The sequence below is a fragment of the Azospirillum brasilense genome, from assembly GCF_001315015.1.
GTDB classification, from domain to species: domain Bacteria; phylum Pseudomonadota; class Alphaproteobacteria; order Azospirillales; family Azospirillaceae; genus Azospirillum; species Azospirillum brasilense.
Genome location: NZ_CP012914.1, coordinates 2,046,143 through 2,061,649 on the forward strand (window position 1 = coordinate 2,046,143; position 15,507 = coordinate 2,061,649).

Here is a 15,507-nt window from a genome sequence, read left to right on the forward strand (position 1 = left end):
TTTCTGCTTACAAACCCTTGCTGGCGATCGCCAGAGCGAGGCCGCGGGCCTGCATCAGTTCGCTGCACCGTTCGACCAGTTCGTCCCCGGCGTAGACCGCCCAGCCACTCTGGAAGCCCGACGCCTCGTAGCGCAGATCGACGCGGCGCCCGTCCAGCTCGACGGCGTAAGTCCGGGAATCTTCTTTCGTCCAAGTTGCGTTCGGATAGGTGGGGTTCGACGACATATCCGCCTCATGCGATGCGAAGGACATGCCGTCAGCCTGCGCCCGCTCCCTTAACCACGGGTTAAGCCGGGCGGGACAAAACCCTGGGAATTGGGGTCGGGCCACCCCGACCGGATGGGCTAGCCTCGCCACTCCTCGCGCAGGATGGCGTAGAGGACATGATCCCGCCACACCCCGTCGATGCGCAGATAGCCGCGCGCATAGCCTTCGTGGGTGAAGCCGACCTTTTCCAGAAGGCCGCGGCTGGGCGCGTTGGTCGGCAGGCAGGCAGCCTCAACCCTATGCAGCCCCAACTGCCCGAAGGCGAAGTCCAGAACCAGCCGGGTCGCGCCGGACATGTAGCCGTTGCGCGCGTAGGGCTGCCCGACCCAGTAGCCGAGCGTCGCCATTTGGGCCACGCCGCGCCGCAGGTTGGTCAGCCCCAGCCCGCCAACCAGCCGGTCGGTCGCCCGGTCGTAGACGAGGAAGCTGTAGCCCTGGTCGTCGCGCCACTCCTGTGCCTGCCGCCGCAGCCGGCGCCCGAAGGCGGCGCGGGTCAGGGCGTCCGCCGGCCAGGTCGGCTCCCAGGGGGTTAGGAAAGCGCGGGAGTCCGCCCGCAGGTCGGCCCATTCCCGCCAATCCCGCGGCAGCGGTGGGCGGATATAACAGATCGGTCCGTCGAGCCGGACCGCCGGCGGGCTGATGAGACCACTGCCGAGCAGGCGGATCATGCTGCCCCTCCCACCCTGGCGCGTCCCTTAACGGAGCCGCGCGGCGATGCGGTCATATTCCTCCAGCCGTCCGATCGGGCCGAGCGCGGCCACGGTCGGGCGGCTCTCGCGCAGGCGCCGGGCGACGCGGACGATGGACTCGCGGTCGACTGCCCCGATCTTCTCGACGATCTCCTCAACCGGCACCGGACGCCCGTAGGCCAGGAGCTGCTGGCCGAGCTGCTCGCAGCGCGACATGGAGCTTTCCAGCGCCATCAGTGTCCCGGCGCGGAGCTGGGCGGCGGCGCGGGCCACCTCCTCCTCGGTCACATCCTCGGTTACCCGCATCAGCTCGTCGCAGACGACCGGGACCAGTTCCGCCACCTCGTCCTCGCCGGTGCCGGCGTAGACGCCGAACAGCCCGCCGTCGCGGTAGGCGCCGGAGAAGGTATAGATGGAATAGACCAGCCCGCGCTTCTCCCGCACCTCCTGGAAGAGGCGGGAGGACATGCCGCCGCCGAGCAGCGTGGACATCACGGAATGGGCGTAATAGTCGGGATCGTGCACCCCCACCCCGTCGAAGCCGAGGACGAGGTGCATCTGCTCCAGGTCCCGCGCCTCGCGGAAGTCGCCGCCGGCGTAGCGCGCGTCCTCGGACTCCGGCGCCGGGCGGGGGGACAGACCGTCGAAGGCCGACAGAGCCATGTCGACGAGCCGGTCGTGCTCCAGCCGCCCGGCGGCGGCCAGGACGATGCCCGGCGCGCCGTAATGGCCGTCGATGTAGTCGACCAGCGCCGGGCGCGACAGGGCGCCGACGATCTCCGCCGAGCCCAGGACGGGGCGCCCCAGCGCCTGCCCCGGATAGGCGGTGGACTGGAAATGGTCGAAGATGATGTCGTCGGGGGTGTCCGCGGACTGACCGATTTCCTGAAGCACCACCGTGCGCTCCCGGACCAGCTCCTCGCTGTCGAGGACCGAGTTCTGGAGCATGTCGGCGATGAGGTCGAGCGCCAGCGCCGTGTCGTCGTGCAGGACCTTGGCATAATAGGCCGTCTGCTCGCGCGTCGTGTAGGCGTTGAGCTGGCCGCCGACATTCTCGATCTCCTCGGAGATGCGGAAGGCGGAGCGCCGCTCGGTCCCCTTGAACAGCATGTGCTCGACGAGATGCGCCACGCCGTTGACGCTCGCGGACTCGTTGCGCGTGCCAACCCCGACCCAGCAGCCGAGCGAGACCGACTGCACGCCGGGCATCGTGTCGGTGGCGACGCGCAGCCCGTTCGGCAGCGTGGTCACGCGGATGCTCATGCGGCCTCCTTGGCAGCGCGGGCGCGGGCGACGACGAACTCCTGGACCGCCGCCACGTCGTTGGGCAGCTCGGACAGCCGCTCCTCCCGCTCGTAGAGGTCGGCGAGGCGCGGCGGCAGGACCGGGCGCCGGCCGGTGGCCGTCTCCACCGCGTCGGGGAACTTGGCGGGGTGGGCGGTCGCCATCACGACCACCGGCACCGACGGATCGACCGGGGCGGTCGCCGCGGAATGGATGCCGACGGCGGTGTGCGGATCGACCTGATAGCCGCCGGTCTTCTCCCAGACCTCCTTGATGACGTCCATGGTCCGGGCATCGTCGGCGCGGCCCGCGGCGAAGATCGCGTGCGCCTCGGCCAGCTGCGCGTCGGTGACGGCGAACTTGCCCTCCGCGCGGAAGCCGTCCATGGCGGCCTGCACGGCGGCGCCGTCGCGGCCCAGCAGGTCGAACAGCAGCCGCTCGAAGTTGGAGGAGATCTGGATGTCCATGCTGGGACTCAATGTGGGCACGACCGGAGCCGCCGACATGGTGCCGCTGGCAAAAAAGCGGGCCAGGATGTCGTTGGCGTTGGAGCCCACGATCAGCCGCTCCACCGGCAGGCCCATCGCCCGCGCGCCGTAGGCGGCGTAGACGTTGCCGAAATTGCCGGTGGGCACGGTGAAGGCCACCTTGCGGTCGGGCGCGCCCAGCGCCACCGCGGCGGCGAAGTAATAGACGATCTGGGCCATGATGCGCGCCCAGTTGATCGAGTTCACCGCCGACAGGCCCATCCGGTCGCGGAAGGCCATGTCGTTGAACAGCGCCTTCACCAGATCCTGGCAGTCGTCGAAGGTGCCGTGCAGCGCGATGTTGTGCACGTTATCCGACAGGACGCTGGTCATCTGGCGGCGCTGCACCTCCGACGTGCGTCCCTTCGGGTGCAGGATGAAGATGTCCACGTTCTGGCGGTCGCGGCACGCCTCGATGGCGGCGGAACCGGTGTCGCCCGAGGTCGCGCCGACGATGGTCACCCGCTCGCCGCGCTTGGCCAGCACATGGTCGAACAGGCGGCCGAGCAGTTGCAGCGCCACGTCCTTGAAGGCCAGCGTCGGGCCGTGGAACAGCTCCATCACCCAGGTGCGCTGGTCGAGCTGCACCAGCGGCACCACCGCGGCGTGGTCGAAGCTGGCGTAGGCGTCCGTCACGATGGCGCGGAAATCGTCCTCGGCGATGGCGCCGCCCAGGAAGGGCAGCATGACGCGCACGGCGATCTCGCTGTAGGGAAGGCCGCGCATCGCGCGGATCTCGTCGGCCGAGAACTGCGGCCAGCTTTCCGGGACATAGAGGCCGCCGTCACGCGCGAGACCGGCCAGAAGGACTTCCTCGAAACCCAGGACCGGGGCCTGGCCCCGCGTGCTGACGTACTTCAACGCACACTCTCCGACGCCTGAAGGTGGCCGACGCTGTGGCGGGCCGGCGACTCTTGTGGAACGGGCATAGTTAGCGCCCTCCCACACGCCGTGCAAGCGGCGGGTTCCGGATGCGTTGCAAACAAAACCCCTCTCCCGCGGTGGGAGAGGGGATTGCCAGGCTCCCGATCAGGCGCCGGTGTGGACATCCAGCGGATCGTGGTGCAGCGCCGACGGATCGTGCGCGGCATCGACCGGCGGAAGCTCCACCGTCTGAGCGGCGAGCGCGGCGTTCACCGACGCGGCGGTGCTGTGGTCCGCCACCTGCGGCTGGGTCACCGTGTGGGACAGGACGTTGATGTCGCCTTCTCCCAGCGCCTGAGCCTTTGCCGGAGCCCAGGCGGCCTTGGCCGGGCTGCCGCCGCCGTCGAACAGGCCTTCCTTGATGGCGTTGTACTTGGTCTGGTCGACCGTCTGCCAATCGTCCTTCAGGATGCCGCCGGTGTCCCCCGAGTTCGGGTTCCAGGACCAGTAGGTCCAGCTCGCCCCTTCCTTGCCGGCGCCGAGGTCGTTGGTGCCGTTGCCGTCCAGGTCGCCGTTCATGTAGTCGATCAGCTTGGCCATGTAGGCCTTGTCCTGGTCGGTCTCCAGCTTGCCGCCGAACTCGCCGACCAGCACGGGCGCCTTGTCGTCCTTCAGCAGCCAACCCCAGTTGTCGGTGTACTGGCCCGGCAGGTTGTTCGGGTAGTCGCTGGCCTTGAACCACTCCATCTCGTGGATGGACGGGCCGTAGGAGTGGACCGAATAGACCAGCTTGCCCGGATTGTCGAATTCGATCGGGCGGTCCTTGGCGCCGCGCAGGTTGCCGCCCCACCACTCCCACTGGTTCTCGTGGATCTCGACGCCTTCGACCAGCAGCAGCCAATCCTTGTTGACCGACTGGATCTCGTTGCCGATGCGCTCCGCGGCCCAGGCCCAGTCGGTGGCCTTGTCGCCGCCGCCCCAGGTCGCCTGGCCGTGCGGCTCGTTGTGCAGGTCGGCGCCGACGACCGTGTCGTTGCCCTTGTAGCGCTCGGCCAGCATCTTCCAGTTTTCGATCATCTTCGACTCCGGGTACTTGTCGTCGTACCACAGGCCGTTCTCGTTGGCCGACGCACCGTCGCTGGAGCGGTGGTGGTCGAGGATGACCTTCATGCCGATGCGCCCGGCGTAGTCGATCACCTTGTCCATGACCTCAAGCGGGGACTTGTTCGCGAGGTCGGGATTCTTGGAGGTGTCGATGCCCGTCGCCCGGTCGGCGTCCAGAGCCGCGTCGCTCCACGGCAGGCGGATGGTGTTGAAGCCCATCTCCTTCATCTGCTCCATCATCCCCCAGTACCCGCGCATGTCCATGCCGTTGGGGTTGAAGACGAAGCCCTCGCCGCCGAACCAGTTGACGCCCGTCAGCTTGACGTTCTGACCCGACGAATCGACGATCTGGTTGCCGTCCGTGTGCAGGAAGCCCTTGGCGATGCCCATTGTACTCTGCCCTCGTTGCCATTCGCGTTGGGCCGGAGGCTGGAGGTTTATGGTTAATGAAGTATTGCCGGGAATGTCGCTTAATTCCGGCAATCCAAGGCATGTGTGACCATGTCCGGAAGAGCGGATTTTGAAGACATTTGAGACAATGAAGATGGGTCGAGTGCTTGCGCTGCTTTAAGGCTGTTTTTCTGATTGATCGATTGATTGCTCGGAGCAGCGCGCCGGAACGAAGGAGGGTTATGGGCCAGCCTTTTGCGCTCGGCGGATTTTGCGGATTTTTCCGCAGCAGCGAACATGCCTCGGCGAAACCCATGCCCCCACCCCGGCCCTCCCCCGCTGATGCAGGGGAGGCAGAAACAGTCCCCTCTCCTGCGCAGCCGGGGAGAGTTAGGGAGGGGGCAAGACTCTGCTCAAGCGCCCAGATACCGGCGCTCAAGATGCCGCCGGAACACCGCCGCATCCAGCGGCCGCCCGGTGGCCGCCGTCAGCAATTCGTCGCCGGACGCGTACAGGCATCCCTTGCCGTGCACATTCGCCCCCAGCCACGCCACCAACGGCCCGAGATCGCCGCGCGCCAGCGCCGGGCGGATGTCCGGATCGGCCTTCGCCGCGGCCTCGAACAGCTGGGCGGCGGTCATGGCGCCCAGCGTGTAGCTGGGGAAGTAGCCCCAGGCACCGGACGGCCAGTGAATGTCCTGTAGGCAGCCCAGCCGGTCGTCCGGCGGCGTGACCCCGACCAGTTCCTTCATGCCGTCGTTCCAGGCGCCCGGCAGGTCGGCCAGCGCCAGATCGCTGGCGATCAGCGCCTTCTCCAGCCGGTAGCGCAGGATGATGTGCGCCGGGTAGGTCACCTCGTCGGCGTCCACGCGGATAAAGCCGCGCTCCACCCGGCTGTAGAGGCGGCGCAGGTTGTCCGGCTCCCAGGCCGGGCCGGTGCCGCCGAACGCCTCCCGCGCGACCGGGGCCAGCCAGCACAGGAACTCCGGCGACCGGCAGGCCTGCATCTCCACGATCAGCGACTGGCTCTCATGCACCGCCATGCCGCGGGCCACCCCGACCGGCTGGTTCAGCCAGTCGCGCGGGCGGCCCTGCTCGTAGAGGGCGTGCCCCGTCTCGTGCATCACCCCCATCAGGGCCTTGGTGAAATCGTCCTCGTCGTAGCGGGTGGTGATGCGCACGTCGCCGGTGGCACCGCCGCAGAAGGGATGCAGCGACACGTCCAGCCGCCCACGGGTGAAGTCGAAGCCCGCCGCGCGCATCAGCCGCTCGCCCAGCGCCTTCTGGTTGGCGACGGCGAAGGGTCCCACGGGCCGCAGCGGCGCCGGCTCGGCGGCCTGCCGGTCGAGGACGCGCCCGATCAGCTCCGGCAGGAAGCCGGCCAGACCGGCAAACAGGGCGTCGATCCGCTCGGAGCGGGCGCCGGGGTCATGCTCGTCCAGCATGGCGTCGTAGGGCGACAGGCCCATGGCCGCCGCCTTGGCCTCGCCGCACTCGCGGACACGGCGCAGCACCTCCGACAGGCTGGGCAGCAGCTTGGCGAAGTCGCTTTCCGCCCGCGCGCTGCGCCACGTCATCTCGCAGGCCGAGATCGCCTTGCTGGTTGCCTCGATCAGGTCGCCGGGGACGGCGGTGGCGTGGCGGTGGGTGCGCCGCATCTCCCGCAGGTTGGCCGCCTGCCATGCGTCCAGCCCGCCCGTGCTCTCCGCCTCGGCCAGCCAGTCGGCCACGCGGGGTTCGGTTTGCAGCTCGTGGGCCAGCACGGTCAGGGTGGCGGTCTGCTCGGCCCGCCCGTCGCTGGAACCGTCGGGCATCATGGTCTGGCTGTCCCAGCTCAGGATGCCCAGGGCGTCGCCGATGGCGGCGATGCGGGCGAAACGGCGTTCCAACTCCCGATAGGCGGCTGTCATGGATGCAACTCCTAGGATGCCGGACGGGTCCTCCGGCGTTGGGACAGCACATAGACGACGACCAGCGTCGCGGCGAGGCTATACCAGGTGAAGGCGTATTGCCTATGGTTGTTGGGCAGCTCGACCAGCGGCTGAATCCCGTTCAACGGCGCGTTGCCGCGCGCCGGGTCGGGACTCATCTCGACCGCCAGCGGGGCGACGTTCTCCAGCTTCACGGCGGCCGCCATGGCCGGCGGGTCCAGCCGCATCCAGGACTCCGCCCCCGGCCGGTTGCCCGGCTGGAGCCAGCCGGCGGGCTGCGGCAGGCGGACCAGACCGGTGACGGTCACCGGCCCCTCCACCCGGCTCTCCGGACGGCTGGCGGGGGTGCGCCTGTCCATGGGCAGGAAGCCGCGGTTGACCAGCACCACCCCGCCACCGTCCTCGGCCGGGCGCTGCAACGGGGTCAGCAGCTCGTAGCCCGCCTGCCCCTGCCGGGGCCGGGCCACCAGCAGCAGCTCCTTGTCGTTCAGGAAGCGCCCGGTGACGGTCACCGGGCGGAACTCCAGCGCCTCCGGATCGGCGATGGCGGCGGGCAGCGGGATGGGGGCGGCGTGCAGCCGCTGCTCCACCCGGCGGACCAGATCCTCCTTCCACGCCAGCCGCTGCATCTGCCACGTGCCCAGCCCCAGCATGACCAGCACGGCGGGCACGGTGATCAGCGTCGCCCACAGCGAGGGGCGGAAGCGGCGGGATTCGGCGGCGGCGGTCATGGTCACGCGTCCGGGTCCTCCAGCTCGTTGCGGCGATGGCGGTACTGGAGCGCCACCACATAGGCCTTGGCCGGGCGCAGCATGCCGAGCGCCAACCCGAGCACGACGATGCTCCAGACGATGGCGTGCAGCCACAAAGGCCAATCCACCGTCATCGACACCCACAGCGCCAGCGGCACGACCAGGAAGCCCAGGATGAAGATCAGGAAGACCGCCGGCCCGTCGCCGCTGTCCTGCCGGGCGAGGTTCAGGTTGCACACCGAGCAGCGCTCGTTGACCGTCAGATAGCCGTCGAACAGCTTGCCCCGTCCGCAGCGCGGGCAGGCGCAGCGCAGGCCGGCGGTCAGCGGCGACGGGCTGGTGTAGTACGTACTCAAATCACTCGCCTCCCTCCGGGAACAGGAAGCCCCTCTCCCCGGTGGAGGAGAAGGGCTTCGCAAGGCGACAGGGGGGATCGGTCAGTGGCCGCTGGCGGCGCCCAGCGACCCCCACCAGTAGATCGATACGAACAGGAACAGCCAGACCACGTCCACGAAGTGCCAGTACCAGGCCGCCGCCTCGAAGCCGAAATGGCTCCGCGGGGTGAAGTGGCCCTTCATGGTGCGGAACCAGCAGACCGCCAGGAAGATGGTCCCGATGATGACGTGGAAGCCGTGGAAGCCGGTCGCCATGTAGAAGGTCGACGGGTAGATGCCCTGCTTGAAGCCGAAGGCGGCGTGGGCGTATTCCCAGCCCTGGAAGAAGGTGAACATCACCCCGAGCAGGACGGTCAGGCCCAGCGCGCGCGACGCCTCCTTGTTGCGGCCTTCAAGGATCGCATGGTGCGCCCAGGTGACGGTGACGCCCGACAGCAGCAGGATCAGCGTCATCATCAGCGGCAGGTGGAAGGTCTCCAGCACCGTGATGTTCGGCGGCGGCCAGACGCCCTGCGGGTTCTCGGCGAACACCTTCGGGTAGAGCGCCGCGTCGTAGAAGGCCCAGAAGAAGGCGGCGAAGAACATCACCTCCGAGGCGATGAACAGCGCCATTCCGTAGCGCAGGCCGATCTTCACCACCGGGGTGTGCGCCTTCTCGCGCACCGCCTCCTTGATGACGTCACGCCACCAGCCGAACATCACGCCCAGGATGGACACGAAGCCGAGGGCAGCCAGCAGCCAGCCGCCGCCGTGCATGTAGATGACCATGCCCGTCGCGAACAGACCGGCCGCGAAGGCGCCCAGCAGAGGCCACGGGCTCGGCTTCACCAGATGGTAGGGATGCGGGATGCCGGCGCCCTCGCCCGCGCCGTGCGCGGAGGCTGGGGGATGCGGCATTTGCGCGTGCGTGATGTCGGCCATCGTCTCTTTCCAACCCCGGTTTGTTTCGCCCGATTTCTTCGTTCAGCCCTAATTCTTTGTTCAGACTGTCTCTTTTTTCAGTTCGCCGCGGTCCCGGTGCCTTTCGGACCCGCGGCCTGCGTCGCGTGCTGCGCCAGCACCTGGGTCTCGTCCTTGGCGCGGAAGAAGGTGTAGGACAGGGTGATGGTGGTCACATCCTCCATCGCCGGATCGCCGGCCAGGGCCGGATCGACGAAGAAGGCCACCGGCATGTCCACCGACTGACCGGGCTCCAGCACCTGCTCGGTGAAGCAGAAGCACTCGATCTTGTTGAAGTACTTGCCGACCTTGTCCGGCGTGACGTTGTACAGCGCGGTGCCCACGGTGGGCCGGTCGACCCGGTTGGCGGCCTGATAGGCGGCCAGCCCCATCTCGCCCAGCTTCACCGTCAGCTCCTTCTGCTCCGGCTTGAAGCGCCAGGGCAGCGACTGGTTCACGTCGGCGTTGAAGCGGACCTTGATGACGCGGTCGACCTGCCGCGCGGGCGCGGCGTCGGCCCGCTGGGTGGTGCCGCCGAAGCCGGTCACCTGGCAGAACAGCGCGTAGAGCGGCACCGAAGCGTAGGCCAGCCCGACCATCCCGAAGACGAGGCCGAACAGCCCGGCCATGAACAGGCGGTTCTTCCGCCGAAGCCCTTTGTCGCCTTCTCGCCGGTCGTTCATGGCGCCGCTTCCTCCCTGCCGTTTGTCCGCTCGACGTCCCGTGGTCAGTGCCCGCCCATCCGCACGAGCGTGATGACGTAGAACATCACCACCAGCCCGATCAGCGCCGCCAGGACCGCGTAGTTGCGCCCGCGCAGCCGCTTGCGGCGTTCCTCGTAAGACTCATCCATGATCGTCATGCCCCGCCTCCGGTCGTCAGGATTCCGCTCACCAGATGCTCGCCCATCAGCAGGGCGAACAGCAGGAACAGGTAGAGGATCGAGAAGCCGAACATCTGCTTGGCCGGCTTGTCGTCGGTGGCGCGCAGCACGCGGACAGCGCACAGCACGAAGAAGGCGCCCAGCAGGCTCGACCCGATCAGATAGGCAAGACCGCCGATGCCCAGGAAGTACGGCGCCACGGCGACCGGCAGCAGGACCAGCGTGTAGGCCAGCATCTGCCGCTTGGTGGCGTCCGGGCCGGCGACCACCGGCATCATCGGCACCCCGGCGCGCGTGTAGTCGCCGTTGCGGAACAGCGCCAGCGCCCAGAAGTGCGGCGGCGTCCACAGGAAGATCAGCAGGAACAGCAGGATGGAGGGCAACTCCACACCGCCCGTCACCGCCGCCCAGCCGATCATCGGCGGGAAGGCGCCGGCGGCCCCGCCGATCACGATGTTCTGCGGCGTCCGCCGCTTCAGCCACATGGTGTAGATGAAGACGTAGAAGCCGATGGTCATCGCCAGCAGCGCCGACGCCGCCCAGTTGACCGCCAGCCCCATCACCACGACGGACGCCGCGGCCAGGATCACCCCGAAGGCCAGCGCGTTCTCCGGCTCCACCCGCCCCGACGGGATCGGGCGGCGGACGGTGCGCGACATCACCGCGTCGATGTCGCGGTCGTACCACATGTTGATGGCGCCCGAGGCACCGGCCCCGACCGCGATGCACAGCACCGCCACCGCCGCCAGCACGGGGTGGATGTGGCCGGGCGCCAGCACGATGCCGGCGAGCCCGGTGAACACCACGAGCGACATCACCCGCGGCTTGAGCAGTTCGATATAGTCACCCGGCGTCGATCCGGAGACCGGACCTGTCGAGACCCGTTCAATGCTCAGGTCCGTCATTCTGCACTATCCTCCGGCCGGAGGGAGCCTCCCAGGCACCCCCGGCGTCATGGTCACAACCGATGGTCACTTCACCTGCGGCAGCGTCTCGAAGGCGTGGAACGGCGGGGGCGAACTCACGGTCCACTCCAGCGTGCCGGCCTGCGGTCCCCAATAGGCGGCCTCGACCTTCTCGCCGCTGCGCAGGGTCTTGTACGCGATCCACACGAAGAGAAGCGTGGACGCAAAGGAGAGATACGCCCCGAACGATGAAACCATGTTCCAGCCGGCGTAGGCGTCCGGATAATCCGGGATGCGGCGCGGCATGCCGGCCAGACCCAGGAAATGCTGCGGGAAGAAGACCAGGTTCACGCCGATGAAGGTCGTCCAGAAGTGAACCTTGCCCCAGAACTCCGGATACTGGCGCCCCGACATCTTGCCGATCCAGTAGTACCAGCCGGCGAAGATCGAGAAGACCGCGCCCAGCGACAGCACGTAGTGGAAGTGCGCGACCACGTAGTAGGTGTCGTGCAGCACGATGTCCATGCCGCCGTTGGCCAGCACCACGCCGGTCACGCCGCCGACCGTGAACAGGAAGATGAAGCCGAGCGCCCACAGCATCGGCACCTTGAACTCGATCGACCCGCCCCACATGGTGGCGATCCAGGAGAAGATCTTCACGCCCGTCGGCACCGCGATGATCATCGTGGCGGCGGTGAAGTAGGCCTTGGTGTCGACGTCCAGGCCGACCGTGTACATGTGGTGCGCCCACACCACGAAGCCGACCACGCCGATGGCGACCATCGCGTAGGCCATGCCCAGGTAGCCGAAGACCGGCTTGTGCGAGAAGGTCGAGACGATGTGGCTGATGATGCCGAAGGCCGGCAGGATCATGATGTAGACTTCGGGGTGGCCGAAGAACCAGAACAGGTGCTGGAACAGGATCGGGTCGCCGCCGCCCTCCGGGTTGAAGAAGCTGGTGCCGAAGTTGCGGTCGGTCAGCAGCATGGTGATGGCGCCGCCCAGCACCGGCACGGCCAGCAGCAGCAGGAAGGCCGTCACCAGCATCGCCCAGACGAACAGCGGCATCTTGTGCAGCGTCATGCCCGGAGCGCGCATGTTGAAGATGGTGGTGATGAAGTTCACCGCGCCCAGGATCGACGAGGCGCCGGCGAGGTGGAGGGCGAAGATCGCCATGTCCACCGACGGCCCGCTGTGGCCGAGCGGCGAGGACAGTGGCGGGTAGATCGTCCAGCCGGTGCCCGCACCCTGCCCCACGAAGGCGGAACCCAGCAGCAGCAGGAAGGCCGGGACGATCAGCCAGAAGCTGATGTTGTTCAGCCGCGGGAAGGCCATATCGGGCGCACCGATCATCAGCGGCACGAACCAGTTGCCAAAGCCGCCGATCAGCGCCGGCATCACCACGAAGAACACCATGATCAGGCCGTGCGCGGTGATCAGCACGTTCCAGACCTGCCCGTCGCTGACGAACTGCAGGCCCGGCGACTGGAGTTCCAGCCGCATGATGACCGAGAACAACCCGCCGATCAGCCCGGCGATCACCGAGAAGATCAGGTAGAGCGTCCCGATGTCCTTGTGGTTCGTGGAGAAGAACCAACGCTCGACGAAGCCCGGCATGTGGTGGTCATGGTCATGCCCGTGGCCGTGTCCCTGCGCTTCCCCCGGATTGGCGTTTGCCATGTCTCTAACCCTCGCGTCGGCGGAATGATTTTTCTTTGAGGTGCCGCTGCATCCAAAGCATGAGGCTTACTGGACGGACCCGGCGGACGGCAGCCCAGCAGATGGAATTTGGGCGACGTCACGCTTGGTGTCGGGGGTCCCGTAAGCGGTCTTGGCCTTCTCGACCCACTGGTTGAAGGCCTCCTTCGAGACGGCCTCGACCGCGATCGGCATGAAGGCGTGGTTCACGCCGCAGATCTCGGAACACTGGCCGTAATAGACGCCTTCCTTCTCGATCCGCACCCAGGTCTCGTTGGCGCGGCCCGGCACGGCGTCCTTCTTCACGCCGAAGCTCGGCACCGCCCAGGAATGGATGACGTCGCCCGCGGTGACCAGCACGCGCACGGTCGTGCCGACCGGCAGGATCACGCGGTTGTCGACCTCCAGCAGGCGCTTCTGGCCGGGCTTCAGCTCCGACTCCTGAATCATGTAGCTGGAGAAGGCGATGTTGCCGTGGTCGGGATACTCGTAGTCCCAGTACCACTGCCGCCCGGTGACCTTGATGGTCATCTCCGACTCCGGCACCCGCTCCGCCTGGTAGAGCAGCTTGAAGGAGGGCACCGCGATGACGATCAGGATGATGACCGGAATGACCGTCCAGGCGATCTCCAGCACCGTGTGGTGCGAGGTCGTGGACGGCACGGCGTTCTTCTTGGCGTTGAAGCGCAGCGCCACCCAGCCCAGCAGCCCCGCCACGAAAATGACGATGGCGACGATGATCACCGTCAGCAGGTCGTGGAACGAGTCCATGGCGTGTTTGACCGGTGTGGCCGCCTCCTGAAGCCCCAATTGCCAGGGGTGGGGTTCGGCGGCGGAACCGGTCGCGGCAAATCCACACAAAGATGTCAGCGCCGCCAGAACGGCAGCGTTCAGGGTCTGCGTCTTCATCCCCACCCTCTTCGTTGCCCGCCGCCCGCGGTCGCGGACGGCGGTCGTCCCTTCCCGCCGGACCCGTCTTCGCCCCTGTTTCCCCTGGTGCGTTCCACCCCTGTCGGGCGGTTGCGCGTCCGGGCGTTGCGACGGTGCCGGTCTATGCAGGGATCGTGCCGTTTGTGGGCGGCACGGTCCCCGCAGCGCGAGCTTAACCCTGCACTGCGCTTGGGTACAAGTCAGGCGTCCCTACACGAAGGACATAGGCGCAATGCCGATTTCAAGCCCGCATCAGAACAGAAGTTGAGCTTCCGTATCGGCTTCGCACTGCGACAAGCTGTCGCAGTTTGATGGTACAGCGAATTGTCTCGGAAAATCAAGTTTTTAGGCTTGCACGTCCCTGGTGTGGGACGCAAGCGACCTTGCGCGGACGGCGCCGTCCGGCCGCCGTTTGCGCTGCGGTACCCCACCACCGTGTTAGAACGGAAAAGCTCCGCGGCCGTCAGTGCCCGCTGGTGATGACCTTGCGGATTCGGCGCACGCCGGACCAGACGAAGGCGATGACGATGGGAATCATCAGCCCGACGAGCAGGTCGGGATCGACCTTCATCCCGAGTCCCTTCACGCCCTTCGCGGCGTAGCCGACGATGCCGACGAGGTAGTAGCTGATCGCCACCACCGACAGCCCCTCCACCGTCTCCTGCAGGCGGAGCTGCAACTGCGCCCGCTTGTCCATGGAGAGGAGAAGCTCGGCGTTCTGCCCTTCCACGGCGATCTCCACGCGGGTGCGCAGCAGGTCGCTGGCGCGGGCCACGCGCTGGGACAGCGCCTGCAGACGCGATTCCACCGCCTCGCAGGTGCGGATTGCCGGGGCGAGGCGGCGGTCCATGAACTCGCCCACCGTGGGCAGCCCCTCGATGCGGATCTCGCGCAGCTCGACGATGCGCTTTTCCACGAGGTTGTAATAGGCCCGCGCCGCGCCGAAGCGGTAGGCGGTCTCCGCCGCGATCTGCTCGGTCTGGGCGGCCAGCAGGGTCAGCCGGTCGAGCAGTTCCCGCTCGTCGTCCAGCCCGCGCAGGGTGGCGATGCGGGTGGTCAGGTCGGCCAGATCGGCCTCGATCGGGCCGATGCGCGGCAGCACGCCGCGCGCCACCGGCAGCGCCAGCAGCGCCATCACCCGGTAGGTCTCGATCTCCAGCAGGCGCTGCACGACGCGGCCCGCCTGGTTGGCCGTCATCGCGTGGTCGGCGATCAGGATGCGCGAGAAGCCGTCGCCATGGATGCGGAAGTCGGTCCAGGCCGTCGCCGCCCGCCCGGAGATGCGCGTCCCGATGTAGCTCGGCGAGCCGAACATCGCCGCCAGCATGTTGGCCGAGGGCTCCGGCGATTCGGCGTCGAGGACGGCGACATGGACGCCGACCATCAACTCGCCCGGGAGCCCGGCCAGCCATTCCTTGGGCACCGCGTTCAGCGCCGGGTCCAGGAAGGGATCGACCAGCACGTTCGCCGGGGACACGGCGTTGGGACGGAAGACGGTCCAGGTGGAGAATTCGGTGTGCCGCTCCCACTTCAGGCGGAAGCTGCCGAAGGAGCCGCTGTAATGGGTGGCCCCGGCGGGCGGACGCGGCACGCCGGCCCAGTCGCACAGCTTCTCCAGATGCAGCCGATCGGCCTCCGACGCGCCCTCTCCCGACAGCATCGCCAGCATGGTGGCGCGCACCGGGGTGGACAGGACCTCCGGCGGGCGGGTGTGCACCTCGTTGGTCAGGGTCACACGCAGGGCGTGGTTCTTCAGGGGGTGGGCCAGGGAGCGCGCGTCTCCGTTGCCGGTGCGGCCCATCGCCAGCGCGTCGTCGGTCATCGCGGCCATTCCCCTTCAAGCCCCCTTTGCCCATGGTCGACGAGCCTTGCCGGATGGACCGCACGTCGCCACACTATAAGTCTGATCTTAGACCACATCGCGGGTGCGGGTGCGAGAGCGCCGGTG

The 15,507-nt window shown here is 67.7% G+C and carries 15 protein-coding genes; all 15 read right to left on the bottom strand.

The genetic code is table 11. From position 1 onward, the window contains the following. Positions 1-7: 7 nt before the first annotated feature. The 15 genes from AMK58_RS09480 to AMK58_RS09545 all read right to left on the bottom strand — a co-directional run bounded on the left by AMK58_RS09480 (position 8) and on the right by AMK58_RS09545 (position 15,381). The gene (locus AMK58_RS09480) at positions 8-226 is read right to left on the bottom strand and encodes a hypothetical protein (protein ID WP_137165105.1); all 219 of its coding nucleotides are present in this window, start codon (positions 224-226) and stop codon (positions 8-10) included. Between the two features lie 119 nt (positions 227-345). Then, positions 346-936, bottom strand: a complete 591-nt coding sequence (locus AMK58_RS09485) for a GNAT family N-acetyltransferase (RefSeq protein ID WP_014240843.1) — start codon at positions 934-936, stop codon at positions 346-348. 27 nt (positions 937-963) lie between these two features. After that, the gene (locus AMK58_RS09490; RefSeq protein WP_035674786.1) at positions 964-2,220 is read right to left on the bottom strand and encodes a M16 family metallopeptidase; all 1,257 of its coding nucleotides are present in this window, start codon (positions 2,218-2,220) and stop codon (positions 964-966) included. After that, the gene (gene thrC, locus AMK58_RS09495) at positions 2,217-3,629 is read right to left on the bottom strand and encodes a threonine synthase (RefSeq protein WP_035674787.1); all 1,413 of its coding nucleotides are present in this window, start codon (positions 3,627-3,629) and stop codon (positions 2,217-2,219) included. Before thrC ends, AMK58_RS09490 begins: the two co-directional genes overlap by 4 nt. 168 nt (positions 3,630-3,797) lie before the next feature. Further along, complete coding sequence (locus AMK58_RS09500; RefSeq protein ID WP_035674788.1) at positions 3,798-5,126, bottom strand: glycoside hydrolase family 5 protein; 1,329 nt, start codon at positions 5,124-5,126, stop codon at positions 3,798-3,800. Between the two features lie 413 nt (positions 5,127-5,539). Beyond that, on the bottom strand, positions 5,540-7,036 hold the full coding sequence (locus tag AMK58_RS09505; protein ID WP_059398838.1) for a carboxypeptidase M32: 1,497 nt from the start codon (positions 7,034-7,036) through the stop codon (positions 5,540-5,542). Positions 7,037-7,047: 11 nt separating this feature from the next. Continuing rightward, entirely contained in the window at positions 7,048-7,788 is a 741-nt protein-coding gene (locus AMK58_RS09510; protein ID WP_059398839.1) for an SURF1 family protein, read from the bottom strand. 2 nt (positions 7,789-7,790) lie between these two features. Further along, a complete protein-coding gene (locus tag AMK58_RS09515) occupies positions 7,791-8,165 on the bottom strand; it encodes a DUF983 domain-containing protein (protein WP_035674791.1) in 375 nt (124 codons plus the stop codon). A gap of 81 nt (positions 8,166-8,246) precedes the next feature. Continuing rightward, positions 8,247-9,125 carry a cytochrome c oxidase subunit 3 gene (locus AMK58_RS09520; protein ID WP_236778098.1) on the bottom strand — a complete coding sequence of 293 codons (879 nt, stop codon included), beginning with the start codon at positions 9,123-9,125 and terminating at the stop codon, positions 8,247-8,249. Positions 9,126-9,202: 77 nt separating this feature from the next. Next, positions 9,203-9,826 carry a cytochrome c oxidase assembly protein gene (locus tag AMK58_RS09525; protein WP_035674792.1) on the bottom strand — a complete coding sequence of 208 codons (624 nt, stop codon included), beginning with the start codon at positions 9,824-9,826 and terminating at the stop codon, positions 9,203-9,205. A 44-nt stretch (positions 9,827-9,870) separates the two neighbouring features. Continuing rightward, positions 9,871-10,005, bottom strand: a complete 135-nt coding sequence (locus AMK58_RS31700; protein WP_014240852.1) for a hypothetical protein — start codon at positions 10,003-10,005, stop codon at positions 9,871-9,873. Then, a complete protein-coding gene (gene cyoE, locus AMK58_RS09530) occupies positions 10,002-10,931 on the bottom strand; it encodes a heme o synthase (RefSeq protein WP_035674794.1) in 930 nt (309 codons plus the stop codon). Before cyoE ends, AMK58_RS31700 begins: the two co-directional genes overlap by 4 nt. Before the next feature lie 66 nt (positions 10,932-10,997). Next, complete coding sequence (gene ctaD, locus AMK58_RS09535) at positions 10,998-12,611, bottom strand: cytochrome c oxidase subunit I (protein WP_035674796.1); 1,614 nt, start codon at positions 12,609-12,611, stop codon at positions 10,998-11,000. A 66-nt stretch (positions 12,612-12,677) separates the two neighbouring features. Beyond that, complete coding sequence (coxB, locus tag AMK58_RS09540) at positions 12,678-13,538, bottom strand: cytochrome c oxidase subunit II (RefSeq protein WP_035674797.1); 861 nt, start codon at positions 13,536-13,538, stop codon at positions 12,678-12,680. Positions 13,539-14,022: 484 nt separating this feature from the next. Further along, on the bottom strand, positions 14,023-15,381 hold the full coding sequence (locus AMK58_RS09545) for a DUF3422 family protein (RefSeq protein ID WP_079285328.1): 1,359 nt from the start codon (positions 15,379-15,381) through the stop codon (positions 14,023-14,025). Positions 15,382-15,507: the final 126 nt, after the last annotated feature.

Coding starts and splice junctions, on each gene's coding strand:
- AMK58_RS09480 (WP_137165105.1), bottom strand. CDS start 226: ATGTCGTCGAACCCCACCTATCCGAACGCAACTTGGACGAAAGAAGAT.
- AMK58_RS09485 (WP_014240843.1), bottom strand. CDS start 936: ATGATCCGCCTGCTCGGCAGTGGTCTCATCAGCCCGCCGGCGGTCCGG.
- AMK58_RS09490 (WP_035674786.1), bottom strand. CDS start 2,220: ATGAGCATCCGCGTGACCACGCTGCCGAACGGGCTGCGCGTCGCCACC.
- AMK58_RS09500 (WP_035674788.1), bottom strand. CDS start 5,126: ATGGGCATCGCCAAGGGCTTCCTGCACACGGACGGCAACCAGATCGTC.
- AMK58_RS09505 (WP_059398838.1), bottom strand. CDS start 7,036: ATGACAGCCGCCTATCGGGAGTTGGAACGCCGTTTCGCCCGCATCGCC.
- AMK58_RS09510 (WP_059398839.1), bottom strand. CDS start 7,788: ATGACCGCCGCCGCCGAATCCCGCCGCTTCCGCCCCTCGCTGTGGGCG.
- AMK58_RS09520 (WP_236778098.1), bottom strand. CDS start 9,125: ATGGCCGACATCACGCACGCGCAAATGCCGCATCCCCCAGCCTCCGCG.
- AMK58_RS09525 (WP_035674792.1), bottom strand. CDS start 9,826: ATGAACGACCGGCGAGAAGGCGACAAAGGGCTTCGGCGGAAGAACCGC.
- AMK58_RS31700 (WP_014240852.1), bottom strand. CDS start 10,005: ATGACGATCATGGATGAGTCTTACGAGGAACGCCGCAAGCGGCTGCGC.
- cyoE (WP_035674794.1), bottom strand. CDS start 10,931: ATGACGGACCTGAGCATTGAACGGGTCTCGACAGGTCCGGTCTCCGGA.
- ctaD (WP_035674796.1), bottom strand. CDS start 12,611: ATGGCAAACGCCAATCCGGGGGAAGCGCAGGGACACGGCCACGGGCAT.
- coxB (WP_035674797.1), bottom strand. CDS start 13,538: ATGAAGACGCAGACCCTGAACGCTGCCGTTCTGGCGGCGCTGACATCT.
- AMK58_RS09545 (WP_079285328.1), bottom strand. CDS start 15,381: ATGACCGACGACGCGCTGGCGATGGGCCGCACCGGCAACGGAGACGCG.